Origin of the sequence: Stenotrophomonas hibiscicola ATCC 19867, assembly GCF_000382065.1 — a bacterium.
GTDB classification, from domain to species: Bacteria; Pseudomonadota; Gammaproteobacteria; order Xanthomonadales; family Xanthomonadaceae; genus Stenotrophomonas; species Stenotrophomonas hibiscicola.
In genome coordinates this window covers 180,859-195,488 of record NZ_KB907501.1, presented here as the reverse complement: position 1 = coordinate 195,488, position 14,630 = coordinate 180,859, and the positions used below count along the sequence as shown (strand labels likewise).

Sequence of the window (14,630 nt, the reverse complement as noted above, 5' to 3'; positions counted from 1 at the left end):
CGTAAAAAGACGAAGCCCGTCACACAGGATGACGGGCCTCGGCCGTTCAACTACGACACGTCAGGCTTACTGCGTGGCGAGGATGCTCACGCCGTTGTAGGCCGCTTCGCCCACCACCTTGATGTAGTAGGTGCCTGCCACCGGCTTGTTCACCCGTACCGTTTCGGACGTGCCGGGACGGGTCGACTTGCCATCGTTGTCGCTGGCGCTCGGCTCGCGACCCTGGGCGATGTAGACCGACACGTTGCCGGTGCCACCGTAGGTGATCACGCTGAGCTGCTTGCCAGCGGCTGCCTCGAAGCTGTACAGGCGGCTGCTGCCGGCCGTGCCGTTCAGCCCCCCCACGGCGGCCTTGTTGGTCAGCGGCGTCGCCACCGGTCCACAGTTCTCGGTGCACGGCTCTTCCAGCGCCTTTGCCAGCGCCGCCTTGGCATCGACGATGCCGGTGCCGATCGGAGTGGCGGTCGGGATGCTGACCGGGAACGGACGCGCGGTTTCCTTCAGCAGGGTGCGCATCGCGGCGGGGGCCAGCGGATCCTTGCCCTTGGCGATCAGCGCGCTCTGCACCAGTGCAGCGACGGCAGCCACGTGCGGCGAGGCCATCGACGTGCCGCCCATGCCCATGTAGCTGTAGCTGCCCGACTCCGGCGTGGTGGCCGCATCGGAACCGGACTGCCAGACGTAGCCGCCGGGATTGCCGTCGACGCTGCCACCACCACCCGGACCGGACAGGTCCACGCGGGTGCCGTAGTTGGAGTAGTAGGTGATGCCGCCGGTAATGCGGGTGGCGCCGACGGTCACCACGCCGTCGCAACTGGCTGGACGGTATTTGGAGGCGTTGTCGGTCTCGTTGCCGGCCGCCACGACCACGGTGGTGCCACGCGAGATCGCGCCATTGATCGCATCCTGGTAGGTTCCGTCACAGCTGCCGCTTCCACCCAGGCTCATGTTGATGATCTCGGCCGGGTTGGCATTGGCGGGCACGCCCGCCACCGTGCCGCCGGAGGCCCAGGTGATGGCGTCGGCGATATCGGAAAGGTAGCCACCGCACTTGCCGAGCACGCGGACCGGCAGCACCTTGGCCTTGTGCGCGACACCGGCCATGCCGACGCCGTTGTTGGTCTGCTCGGCCACGGTGCCAGCCACGTGGGTACCGTGCCAGGAGCTGTCCTCCGCGACGGAACCGGTGTAGCACTCGTTGTCGTTCTCGACCCAGTCACCATAGTCCTGCGCACCTGGCACGCGATCGTTGGTGGCACGGCGCGACGTCTCGGCATCGCTGATGAAGTCGTAGCCTTCCAGCAGGTTGCCGACCAGGTCCGGGTGCTGCGGCAGGATGCCGGTGTCGAGTACCGCCACCACCACGCCTTCGCCCTGCGATACATCCCACGCCGACGGTGCGTTGATGCCGCCGGTGGCGTTGTGCAGGTGCCACTGGTACTGCTGGTAGTAGGGATCATTCGGCGCCAGCGCCGGCTGCACGTCACCGGCACGCAGCTCGGTACGGCGCAGCTTCACATCGGCCTCGGCGTACTGCACGGACGGATCGGCCTTCAGTTCCTTCAGCACGCGCTGCAGTTCGGCAGGCGCCAGGCGCCCCTGCAGGCGGATCAGGTCGGCACCGACGCCCAGCCTGCGCACGACCTGCGGGCCGAGCGCGCTGGCGCGGGTAGTGCCACCGGACAGGCTGGCGCGGGTCAGCGCGGACTGCACGGTGGACAGCTTGGCCGACCGGTCGCCCGCCGCAGTGGTGCCGGCACGGTACTTGACGATGATGCGCTGGGTGCCGGGCTCGGCGGTGCTGGCCTGGCGCACCGGTTCACGGGTCGGCAACCCGGCGGCGTGGACGGCACCGACGGCGGTCATCGACAGCACGGCGGCGGCAAGCACATTGATGCGAAGGTTCTGCTTCTTGATCACGTCGAATTCCTCTTCTGGGTCATGGATCGAACCAACACTGCGGCCATCATTCCTTGACGACTCCCGGCCGGCCCAGCCGGGATTGCCGTGACCTCCCCCCAGGCCCTGTTTGCAGGTTTGGCGCCGGCGTGGGTGGCCGCCGGCGCAGTGGTTTGGCTTACCAGCCGAAGCCGGCACCGACGCCAACCGAGCTGTCGTCACTGCTGAAGGCACCGCCGAAGGTAACCGTGGCGCGATCGCTGATCGCACGCTGGTAGCCCAGCGACAACGCCGACTCGCCGCCCTGGAAACCGATGCCGACGCCGACCCGGTTCTGGGTGCGGATACCGGCGGCACTGGTGGCCATGTTGAGCATCGCCGCACTCATCGCACCCTGGCGGTCGATGCGGCGGTCCATGTGGCGCAGGCGTCCATCGATTTCACCCTTGAACACATCGAAGCTGTCGGCGACGGCCTGGACGCGGCTGTCGGTGTAGCTGTTCGCCGTGGCCACGCCACGGTCCAGCTGGCCCTTGTTGACGGCGTCGGTGGCGGTGGTGCCGGCGGCGACGTTGGTGACCTGGCGTTCGTTGCCTTCGCTGCCGACCGACACGGTGTTGGCACGATCGGCGACCGAACCCTGGCCCAGTGCCACGGCGTTGGCAGCCGTGGCACTGGCACCCTGGCCGACGGCGGTGGACGACGCGCCGCTGGCGACGGCGCCCTCGCCCATGGCCACCGCATTGGCGCCGGTCGCCGGGGTCCCGACCGGAATGCCAGCACCCGCCGCGGCGGCCGTCGGCGTACCCTGCACCCGCGCGGTGCCGGCCGGTGCTGCATCGGCTGTTGCACGCGCATCCGCGGCGCTGGCCAGCGGGCTGTCATCCAGCGAGGCACTCATCGCGCGCAGGCTGGCGGTTCCGGCACGCGTGCCACCGGCGGTGCGACGGTCGATCTCGCTGACCTTGCGGTCCAGCGCGCCCAGCGCATCGCCGACGTTGCTGTAGGTGGCGCCCTGGATCACGCAGTTCGGCGCCACGAACACGCCCTGCATGCCAACGCTGGCGCCACCGCCGAGGAAGCTGGCGGCATCACTTAGCGACTGGAACAGCTGCCCGCCGGTGATCACCTGGCGGCTACCGGCGGCGATGCTGCCGGCACCGACGTTGTCGATGGTGGTGCCCTGGAAACCGGACAGGGTCAGTCGGTCACGGCTGGCGTCGTCGTAGCCGACCGCACTGGCCGCCGTGGTCTCGACCGTCGCGATGCGCGAGTCGAAGTCACCCACGCGGGTTTCCACTGCTCCCACCCGCTGGTTGGTGACGTTGAGCTGGGAGCCGGTGATCGCATCGGTGCTGCCGGCAGCGATGCGGCCGTCGGCGACGTTGACGATGCGCCGCGTGGCCGGACCGGCGGTGCCGTTGCCACCGCCGACCGAGACCACGTTGGCCTCCAGCGCGCGCGAACCGGCACCCAATGCCACCGAGTTGTTGCCGCTGGCGCCGCTGTTGGCACCCAGTGCCAGCGTCGCATTGCCGATGGCCGCGGCACCGCTGCCCAACGCATTGCTGCGGCCGCCACTGGCGTTGGCGTTGCCGCCAATGGCCACGGCATCGGTGCCGGTGGCACTGGCGGTACCCGAACCGTTGGCCTTGAAGCGTTGGCCGACCGCATCGGCGGTGGCGGCCACTGCATCGAGCTGGCCCTTGTTCACCGCATCGGTGGCCTGCGTACCCGCCGCGACATTGGTGAGCTGGCGGTTGATCGCGCTGTGGGTGACGCCGGCGGCATCGACCCACTCCTGCGCAGCACCCACCGACACCGTGTTGGCGCGGTCGGCCAGCGAGCCCGCGCCCAACGCGACGCTGTTACCGGCGTCCTTGGTGGTCCAGGTGTTGCTGCCGAGCACCGTCGCGTTGCTGGCCTGCGCATAGCTGTTGTAACCGACCACGGTGGCGCCATCTTCGGTGGCCCACGCTTCACTGCCGATGGCGGTAGTGAACTGGCCGGCGCTGGCGCTGGCGGCATCCTGTCCGGCCAGTGCGTTGAAGCCGACCGCCACGCCGTTCAACCCGGTGGCGGCGTTGTTGCCCAGAGCGGTGCCGTACTCGCCAGCCTTTGCCTGCACGCCGAAGCCGGCGCCGGCGATCTGCGCGATGGTGCCCTGGCCCACCGCCGTGGAAACATCGGCGGCCTGCGCAGCACTGCCTACGGCGGTGCCGAAGAAGCCGGCGCTGGCACCTGCACCAAACGCCGTGGCGCGCCAGCCGCTGGCCTGCGCGAAGTTGCCGACTGCGGTCGTTTCGCGGCCATCGGCGATCGCGCCGTAGCCCACTGCGGTAGCCGCAAGGCCGGCGGCCTCGGCCATGCCGCCGACAGCGGTCGCCCCGATGCCCTGCGACTGCGACTGCGCGCCGATCGCAATGCTGGCGGCGCCGCCGCTGCTGCTCTGTGCACCCAGCGCAACGGCACTGTCTGCGGTGCTGCTGGCACCGCTGCCGATGGCCACGCTCTGCTCGGCCGTGGCCAGTGCGTCGACGCCGACCGCCGTGGCATTGGCAGCGACCACCGTTGCGCCGCTGCCCAACGCGGTAGCGCCGTTGCCAATTGCATTGGCCGCATTGCCAGCGGCGAGCGCGTTGTCACCCTCCACCAGTGCGCCTGCTTCGCCATCGGCATTGCCGCTGGCCTGGAACTGGCGGCTGGTCTTGTCGGCAACGCTGGCCACCGCGTCCAGCTGGCCCTTGTTCACCGCATCGGTGGCTTCAGTGCCGGCTGCAACATGGGTCACCTGGCGCTCACCGCCCGCGGTTCCCACAGCCACGGTATTGTCGCGCTCGGCCTTGGAGCCGGCGCCCAGCGCCACGCTGTTCAACCCACTGGCGGTGGCACCGGCACCCAGCGCAGTGGCATCCGCCGCATCCGCCCACGAGTTCCAGCCGATCGCGGTCGCGTAGTCTTCGGTCGCCCACGCACCCGCACCGAATGCCGCTGCACCAGTGCCGCTGGCACGCGACGGGATCAAGCCGAAGAAGGTGCTGCCACCAATGGCCACACTCTCCTCGCCACTGGCCTCGCTGGACTGACCTACGGCCACGGCACCGGTACCGGCCGCGGCAGCGCCGAAGCCGACTGCCGTGGTGTTGGCACCACTTGCCGCCGAGCCATAGCCCAACGCGGTGCCGAGGCGTCCGCTTGCTTCGGCATAGCCACCGACGGCGGTGGTGCCATCGGCCGAGGCGGCGCTGCGGAAGCCGCTGGCCAGTGCCTGCGTGCCGCTGGCGTTGGATTCAGTGCCGGTCGCGGTACTGTATGCACCACTGGCCTGTGCACGCGCACCCACGGCACTGGCACCCAGCTCGCTGGCGCTGGCGCCGGTGCCGAGCGCAAGGCTGTCTTCGCCGGTGGCCTGTGCGGCACTGCCCAACGCTGCGGCGTTGTCGCCGGTGGCCAGCGCATCGAGGCCCACCGCCGTGGCGTTGGCCGCCAGTGCATTGGCGCCGCTGCCGAGTGCGGTGGCGCCGTTGCCGATGGCGTTGGCCGCATCACCGGCGGCCAACGCGTTGTCGCCCTCAACCAGGGCGCCGGTTTCACCATCGGCGTTGCCACTGGCCTGGAACTGCCTGCTGGTCTTTTCCGCTGCAGCGGCTACGGCGTCGAGCTGGTTCTTGTTGACCGCATCAGTGCCCTGCGTGCCAGCAGCCACGTTGGTGATCTGGCGGGTATTGCCACCACCGCCCACCGACACGGTGTTGTCGCGGTCGGCGATCGAATCGGCACCCAGCGCCACGCTGTTGGCCGCGCGCGATTCGGCGGCGTTGCCCAGTGCGGTGCTGTTGATGCCACCGGACCAGGCGCCACCACCGACGGCGGTGGAGTAGTTGCCCGATGCTTCGGTGGCCAGCACGCCGAACAGCGAACCGCCGACGGCAACACTGTTGGTGCCGGTGGCCAGGCTGCCCTGGCCGGTGGCCGTGCTGTAGGCACCGGAGGCTTCCGCATCGCCACCCACTGCCACACTGTTGGAACCGGAGGCATTGGCGAAGTTGCCGAAGGCGGTGGCGTTGAACGCCGAGGCCTGCGCATAGCCACCGATGGCGGTGCTGTAGCCACCGGTCGCTTCTGCACCGATGCCGAACGCTGCCGACGCGGTGCCGCTGGCCACGCTCTCGCTGCCGACAGCGGTGGCCGCATCGCCGCTGGCATTGCTGAAGTAGCCCACCGCCACGGCTTCCTCGCCGGAGGCTTCGGACAACACACCGTTGGCGGTACTGCCGGCACCACTGGCGATGCTGGCGGCACCGAACGCCGCGCTCTGCTCGCCGCTGGCTTCGCTTTCCGCGCCCTGTGCGGTGGCGTACTCACCGGTGGCCTGCGCGTTGGCACCGACGGCGCTGGCGTTGGCGGCGCTGGCCAGCGCGTTGAAGCCGATCGCCTGCGCGTTGCTGGCCAGCGCATTGGCACCACTGCCGAGCGCGGTGGCGCCGTTGCCGATGGCGTTGGCCGCATCACCGGCGGCCAGCGCGTTGTCACCGTCCACCAGGGCACCAGTCACGTCGTCGCCGTTGCCGCTGGCCTGGAAGAAGCGGCTGGTGGTCGTGGCGGTGGTCGCCACTGCATCCAGCTGTGCCTTGTTCACCGCGTCCGTGGCTTGGGTACCGGCAGCGACGTTGGTGACCTGGCGTTCGTTGCCGCTGCTGCCCACCGACACCGTGCGTGCACGGCTGGCAACCGAACCGGCACCGAGCGCGACAGCATTGCTGGCGCTGGCGTTGCTGCCGGCGCCCAATGCGATCGCACTTTCGCCGCCGGCCACCGTATTGGTACCGATGGCGATGCTGTTGATGCTGTTGCCCAGCGCCTGGAAGCCCAGTGCCACGCTGTTGTCGCCATAGCCGAATGCACCGCGGCCGACCGCAGTGGAACTGGCCCCATTGGCCCAGCTGTTGTAGCCGATGGAGGTTGCGCCGCTGCCACTGGCCCAGGCCGCGTTGCCAAAGGCCGACGCGTTGGTGGCGGTGGCCCACGCACCCGAACCGAACGCTGCTGCGCCACTGGCCGTCGCCCAGCTGTAACCCCCTACCGCGGTGCTGTCATCGCTGCTGGCGAAGGCGCTGTCACCAACCGCGACCGCATAGCTGCCGGTTGCACGCGACGTGCCGCCAGCAGCGAAGCTGTTGTCCCCGCTGGCCTTGGCCGCATTGCCGAACGCGCTGCTGGCGGCGCCGGTGGCCTGTGCGCCGCTGCCCACTGCGGTGGCGTTGGCGACGGCGGTGGTGCCTACCTGCTGCGCCGTGCCGTCGGCACCGATGATCGGCTGGTTGTACTCGTCGTAGGCCTGGCCGAGGCCACCGATGGCAACACCGCCGTTGCCGGTGGCGTTGCTGTTGCGACCCACCGCTACGGCGTCGTCACCGATGGCCGAAGCGGCGGCGCCATGTGCAACCGCACCGGCGCCGATCGCATTGCTCGACGAACCGGCCGCCACCGCGCCTTCGCCCTCGGCCAGCGCACCGGCATCACTGCCCGCTTCCGGCTGGGCCTGGAAGAAGCGCGCGGTGTTGTCCGCGGTACTGGCCACGGCGTCCAACTGCGCCTTGTTCACTGCATCGGTGGCTTCGCTGCCGGCAGCGACGCTGGTGATCTGCCGTTCGTTGCCGGCACTGCCGACGGCCACGCTGTTGGCGCGCACCGCTTCGGAATTCGCGCCAAGCGCGACGCTGTTGGCGCCACGCGCGGTGGCGTAGTACCCGACGGCCGTGCTCTGTGCGCCGCTGGCCCAGGTCTGCGCGCCGAGTGCGCTGGCATTCTCACCCGGGGCGTAAGCGAAGTAGCCGACGGCGGTGGATTCCGCGCCGGAGGCTTCGGTCAGGCTGCCGTTGGCCACCGCACGATCACCGCTGGCGATAGCGCCGGCGCCGACCGCGGTGGCGGCTTCGCCGCTGGCCTGGGTCTGCACGAAGAAGCCCAGGCCCGGAATCAGGTCGGCCGGGCCGCCGATGGCGACGCTGCTGCTACCAGTGGCGGTACTCTGCGTACCCAGTGCGGTGGAGTAGTCACCGATGGCATTGGCGACCGCACCGAATGCCGACGACTGCGCACCGGCGGCATACGCGCCAACGCCGTAGGACGACGCCGCAAATCCACTGGCTTCGGCACTGGCGCCCACCGCGGTGCCACCGACACCGGCGCTGGTGGCGCCGGTTTCCACCGGCACGCCGCCACTGGTGATCAGCGGGTTGCCGTCGGCATCCACCGCAGCACCACCGACGGCGACACTGCCCGGGCCGTTGGCCTGTGCGTTGTTGCCGAACGCGGCGCTGTTCTGGCCCGACGCCAGCGCGTTGTTGCCGACGGCGGTGGCGTTCTGCGCAACGGCCGTGGCGCCGGCACCCACGGCGGTGGTGCCGTTGCCGATGGCGTTGGCCGCCTCGCCGGCCGCCAGTGCCTCGTCACCTTCGGCCAGCGCGCCGGCGTCGCTGTTGCTGCTGCCAGTGGCCTGGAAACGCTTGGCCGTGGCATCGGCCACGGCGGCCACGTTCTTCAACTGGCCGACATTGACCGCGTCGGTATCTTCGGTACCCGCAGCGACGCTGGTGATCTGCCGGGTCAGGCCATATTCGGCGGCGCCGACAGAGACGGTATCGACGCGGTCGGCCAGCGAGCCGGCGCCCAGCGCCACGCTGCCGGTGGCAACCGCCGCCGAGTTGGACCCCAGCGCGGTGCTGTACTCACCGACGGCGGTGCTGAACGCACCCACCGCGATTGATGCTTCATTGGCGGCAGTGGCGCCGCGACCCAGTGCGGTACTGCCCGGGCCCATCGCCACGGCACCGCCACCCACGGCAGTGGCGCCATCGGCGGTGGCTTCGGACAGCGCACCCAGGGCGGTGGCCGCGCCGTTCTCGCTGGCGGCATAGGCGCTGGCGCCAACGGCGGTGTCACCGAGACCGAACGCTGCGGCGCTCTGCCCGACCACCACGCTGGCATCGCCGATCGCCAATGCGCCTTGTCCGAACGCACTGGCGCCGAGACCGGCGGCAATGGCCTGGGTGCCGATGGCGGTGGTGGCATTGGCCAAGGACTGGGCGCCGGCACCGGCGGCTACCGCGCCTTGCCCGTCGATCTTGGCCGCGTCGCTGTCATCACCTGCGCCATCAGCCTTGAAGTAGCGGTCCCCAGCTGCGGCGACATCCGCCAGCGCGGCCTGCGTGGCGCGCGCCTGCGCATCTAGCTGCCCCTTGTTCACCGCATCGGTGGCCTGGGTACCGGCGGCCACGTTGGTGATCTGCCGTTCCTTGCCGGCATCGCCGACAGACACCGTGTTGGCGCGCGTAGCCTTGGAGCCTGCGCCCAGCGCAACGCTGTTGGCTGCGCTGGCGCTGCTGTTGCCACCGATCGCCACCGCGTTGCTGCCCTTGGCACTGGCCGTGCCTTCAACCAGGCACTTTTCCAGCAGCTTGCCGCTGAGTGCCACACAGGTGGCGCTGCCACCGATCTGCACCGACTGTGCAGCGGCGGAACTGCTCATGCCCAATCCCAATACCAGGCCCAGTGCCACCGCCAACAGCGCGGGCGTGGCCTGTGTCGTATCGCGGCGCTGGTCGACAACACCACCGCTGCTGTCGGAGGAGGCCAGCTCCGAGGCCACCACCAACTGACCCAATACTTTGTTCCAGACCTTGCGATAAATCCGATTCATCGGTACGGCTCCTGATTGGACTGGTTTTGGGCAAAGCGACGCCATCGCCGAGCCTTCTGGCCCAGCGTCCCCTGGGGGCGTCTATTCGCGTGATTTACTGCGGGTAATGCCGAACGGCGCGCAGCGACAGAAACCCGAGCGCATGCGCCAAGCGGTTACTGCGAAATGAATGATTCTGAAACGGGCTTCAAGTGTTAACGGCAACTTTGCAGATCGTCAAGACTTTGACACGGCAAATCCTGTTGCCGTGAAGCAGTTCACCATTTCGCGTGTTTATAAAAGAACTTCGTTATGCACACGTGACGAACTGCTGGCGCATGAAAATCGATGTAACTAGCGGGCGCGACAAGGGTTTCGCGCGCGCAAAGAAAAACCCGCCGGCAACGCGGCGGGTTTTCCATACGCGATGGCATTGCGCCGTGCGCGCAATGCTGCGATCAGCCGCACCACACCCGTGCGTTGCGGAACATGCGCATCCACGGCGAATCACCCTGCCATTCGGCCGGCGCCCAGCTCATGTTGAGCGCGCGCGGGGTGCGCTCGGGGTGCGGCATCATGATGGTGACCCGGCCGTCGCTGCTGGTGAGGCCGGTGATGCCATCCGGCGAACCATTCGGATTCAGCGGATACTGGCTGGCAACGTTGCCATGGCCATCAATGTAACGCAGCGAGACGCGGGCCGCGGCCTGGTCGACGGCCGTGTCGAACACTGCCTGGCCTTCACCATGCGCCACCGCCACCGGCAGGCGCGAGCCGGCCATGCCACGCAGCAGGATCGACGGCGACTCCACCACTTCCAGCAGTGCGGTACGGGCTTCGAACTGCTCGCTGGCATTGCGGCGGAACTGCGGCCAGTGCTCGGCACCCGGAATGATGTTCTTCAGCTGGCTCATCATCTGGCAGCCATTGCACACGCCCAGCGCGAAGCTGTCTTCGCGTGCGAAGAACGCGGCGAAGGCATCACGCAGTGCGCTGCGCTCCAGGATCGAGGTAGCCCAGCCACGGCCGGCACCGAGCACGTCGCCATAGCTGAAGCCACCACAGGCCACCAGGCCGGTGAAGTCCTGCAGCGCCACGCGGCCTTCGATCAGGTCGCTCATGTGCACGTCGAAGGCGCGGAAGCCGGCGCGTTCGAAGGCGTTGGCCATTTCGATCTGGCCATTGACGCCCTGCTCGCGCAGCACGGCCACGCGCGGGCGCGCACCGCTGCTGATGAACGGTGCGGCCACGTCTTCGTTGAGATCGAAGCTGAGCTTCGGCTTCAGGCCCGGTGCGTTGAAGGCACGTGCCACCTCGCGCTCTGCGTCGGCATTGGCCGGATTGTCGCGGCGCTTCTGCATCGCGTGGGTAACCGACCACCACGCGTCGAACAACGCTTCCCAGCGCCATTCGGCCAGGTTTTCGCCACCCAGCGACACGCGCACCACCGGTGCGGTGGTCGGCTTGGCGATGCGCTGCGCGCATTCGGTCAATGCATGGCGTTCGACAAGGTCGGCAAACGCGGCGCGGTCTTCGCGTGCGATCTGCACCACCGCACCCAGTTCTTCGTTGAACAAGCTGCGGAACGGATCGTCACCCCAGGCATCGAGGGTGATGTCCAGGCCCAGGCGCGAGGTGAAGGCCATTTCGCACAACGCGGCGAAGGCACCGCCGTCGCTGCGGTCGTGATAGGCCAGCAGCAGGCCGGACTGGCGCGCATCGCGGATCAGTTCGAAGAAACCCCGCAGGCGCTGCGGATCGTCCAGGTCCGGGGCGGCACCGGCAAAGGCCGGCAGTTCGCTGTGGTCGGCATGCACCTGGGCCAGGATCGAACCACCCAGGCGTTGCTTGCCGGCCCCCAGGCCGATCAGCCACAGCTCGCTGTCCACCTCCCGGTCGAGCAGCGGGGTCAACTGCTGGCGCACGTCGGCCACCGGCGCGAACGCCGAGATCACCAGCGACACCGGCGACACGCTCTTGTGCGCCTCACCCTGGTCGTGCCACTGCGCCTGCATCGACAACGAGTCCTTGCCCACCGGGATGCTGATGTCCAGCTGCGGGCACAGTTCCATGCCCACTGCCTTCACAGCGTCGTACAGCAGTGCGTCTTCGCCCGGGTGGCCGGCCGCGGCCATCCAGTTCGCCGACAGCTTGATCTCATCCAGCGCATCGACCGGCGCCGCGCACAGGTTGGTCAGCGCTTCGCCCACCGCCATGCGTGCCGAAGCAGCCGCATCGAGCAGGGCCAGTGGGGTGCGCTCGCCGATCGACATCGCTTCGCCGGCGACGCCGTCGAAGTCGGCCAGGGTGATCGCCACGTCGGCCACCGGCAGCTGCCACGGACCGACCATCTGTTCGCGTGCGGTCAGGCCACCGACGCTGCGATCACCGATGGTGACCAGGAAGTTCTTCGAGGCGACCGTCGGGTGCGCGAGCACGCGCAGGCCTGCTTCCTGCAGATCCAGGCCACCGGTCTTCAGCGCCGGCCAGCGCGGTGTCGGCGGGTGCGCAGTGTCGCGGTGCATCTTCGGCGGCTTGCCGAACAGCACGTCCATCGGCAGGTCGATCGGTGCGTCGGCCGGGGTGTGGCCCGGCACGGCGCCATAGGCCACCACCAGATGTTCCTCGGCGGTCGCCACGCCAACTGCAGCGAACGGGCAGCGCTCACGAGCACACAGCGCGGCGAACTCGGCCAGGCGCTCCTGGGCCACGCCCAGCACGTAGCGTTCCTGCGATTCGTTGCACCACAGCTGCATCGGCGACAGCGACGGATCATCGGTGGGCACCTTGCCCAGATCGATCACGCCGCCGACCCTGGAGTCGTGCAGCAGCTCGGGGATGGCATTGGACAGGCCACCGGCGCCGACATCGTGGAAGAACTTGATCGGGTTGTCGGCGCCCATCGCCACGCAGCGGTCGATGACCTCCTGGCAGCGGCGTTCCATTTCCGGGTTGTCGCGCTGCACGCTGGCGAAGTCCAGGTCCTCGGCGCTTTCACCGGAGGCCACCGAACTGGCGGCACCGCCGCCCAGGCCGATCAGCATCGCCGGGCCACCCAGCACGATGACCGCATCACCGGCCTGCAGCGGGATCTTGTCGACCTGCACGCGGTCGATCGCGCCGAGGCCACCGGCCAGCATGATCGGCTTGTCGTAGGCGCGCACCAGATCGGCGCCTTCGGGCAGTTCGAAACTGCGGAAGTAGCCGAGCAGGTTCGGGCGGCCGAACTCGTTGTTGAACGCCGCGCCACCGAGCGGGCCGTCGGTCATGATTTCCAGCGCCGGTGCCATGCGCGGGTTCAGCGCGCGCGGCGCCTCCCACGGCTGCGGCAGTTCCGGAATGCGCAGGTGCGAAACCGAGAAGCCGGTCAGGCCGGCCTTGGGCTTGCCGCCGCGGCCGGTCGCGCCTTCGTCGCGGATCTCGCCACCGGCACCGGTCGAGGCGCCCGGGAATGGCGCGATCGCGGTCGGGTGGTTGTGCGTTTCCACCTTGATCTGGAACGCGCTGGGCACCTGCGGCTCGCGGCGGTACTCGCCGCTGGCCGGATCCGGGCGGTAACGCGACGCCGGATGGCCTTCAATCACCGCGGCGTTGTCGCTGTACGCGCTGAGCGTGTGCTGCGGGGTCTGCTGGTGCGTGTTCTTGATCATCCGGAACAGCGAGCGGTCCTGCTCCTGGCCGTCGATGGTCCAGCTGGCATTGAAGATCTTGTGGCGGCAGTGCTCGGAATTGGCCTGCGCGAACATCATCAGTTCCACGTCCGACGGCGACCGGCCCAGCGCAGTGAAACGCTCGCGCAGGTAGTCGATCTCGTCCTGGGCCATGGCCAGGCCGAGGCGCTGGTTGGCGGCCTCCAGCTGGTCCACCGGCACGCGCTCCAGTTCACCCCGGGCCGGTGCCGAGAACAGCGCCTGGCCCTGTTCCACGGTCTCCAGCACGGACTGCGTCATCGGGTCGTGCAGCGCCTTGACCAGCGCCTGCTGGGCGGCGGCATCGGCCGGCCAACCCTGCACGTCGATGCGCAGGCCACGCTCGACCCGGCTGACCGGCTGGCCGGCACCTCGGACCAGTTCGGTGGCCTTGCTCGACCACGGCGACAGCGTGCCCAGGCGCGGCACCACGATGCGGCTGACTGCGCCTTCGGCCACGGCTTCGGCCTGCGGCGCCGCTTCGAGGATGCGGCACAGCGTGGTCAGGTCGGGGGCGGCGCTGCCTTCGGGCTGCACGAAGTAGACGTGCCAGGCACCGCTGATGCGCAGGGAGGGAGCGATGGACTGCAGGCGGGATTCAAGACGTTCGCGGCGGAACGGCGACAGGGCGGGCGCGCCCTCGAGGACCATCATGTCCGGGGAACCGTAGTTGGGAAACGGGCCCGACATTGTACCGGAAGCGGGGGAAGGGCTCTGGCCGGGCGGCGCCCGGCACCCGCCGAGGCCAGGGCAACGGCAACAGCAACAGCAAGAGCTGGCTTCCTGTGGGCTGGCGGGGCGGTGGGGGCCAGCAGGACACGCCGTAAACCCATCCATGGGGGCTCGATGGCGCCATCCATGGCGCCAACGGTCCTGCTGGCGCCCACCACCCCGCCCCGACAGATTTCCGCGATCTGCGGCCATGCGTGAATGCTCCCCGGTAGTGCCGGCCGCTGGCCGGCACCCAGGAAATGTCAGAAATCAGGCATTGAAGAGCGCAGCGACCGGCTTTTGCCTTTGTTTTTTCTTCTGTCTTTCGTGGCTGGCCGCGCAGGAACCTGTCCGTGGCCGGGCGGGTGGGCTGCGCAGGGGCGTGAGCCGCATGGATGCGGCGACCGAGCTTACATGGACGTACTTGCAGCGTCCCCTGCGCAGCCCACCCGCCCGGCCAACCCCCAGAAATCCGCTGTTCGCGGAAAGCCCCAGCCACGAGGGGCTCCGCCGATGGCCGCCGACCGCGCGCAGCGCGCTCTCCGCCCGATTCCCCGAACCATGCGCTTGCTCACGGATTGACCACGCAATTGATGACAACGTTGTCCCCACCTGGTGCCGGACTCTCTCCCCGGCCTCCCAGGTGCCCT

The 14,630-nt window shown here is 69.0% G+C and carries 3 protein-coding genes; all 3 read right to left on the bottom strand.

Annotated elements, in window-relative coordinates:
* Positions 1–66 precede the first annotated feature (66 nt).
* The 3 genes from G370_RS0113070 to purL all read right to left on the bottom strand — a co-directional run bounded on the left by G370_RS0113070 (position 67) and on the right by purL (position 13,923).
* The gene (locus G370_RS0113070) at positions 67–1,920 is read right to left on the bottom strand and encodes a S8 family peptidase (RefSeq protein WP_019661001.1); all 1,854 of its coding nucleotides are present in this window, start codon (positions 1,918–1,920) and stop codon (positions 67–69) included.
* A gap of 157 nt (positions 1,921–2,077) precedes the next feature.
* The gene (locus G370_RS0113065; protein ID WP_019661000.1) at positions 2,078–9,601 is read right to left on the bottom strand and encodes an ESPR-type extended signal peptide-containing protein; all 7,524 of its coding nucleotides are present in this window, start codon (positions 9,599–9,601) and stop codon (positions 2,078–2,080) included.
* Positions 9,602–10,038: 437 nt separating this feature from the next.
* Complete coding sequence (gene purL, locus G370_RS0113060) at positions 10,039–13,923, bottom strand: phosphoribosylformylglycinamidine synthase (protein ID WP_154081343.1); 3,885 nt, start codon at positions 13,921–13,923, stop codon at positions 10,039–10,041.
* Positions 13,924–14,630: the final 707 nt, after the last annotated feature.

Coding starts and splice junctions, on each gene's coding strand:
- G370_RS0113065 (WP_019661000.1), bottom strand. CDS start 9,601: ATGAATCGGATTTATCGCAAGGTCTGGAACAAAGTATTGGGTCAGTTG.
- purL (WP_154081343.1), bottom strand. CDS start 13,923: ATGATGGTCCTCGAGGGCGCGCCCGCCCTGTCGCCGTTCCGCCGCGAA.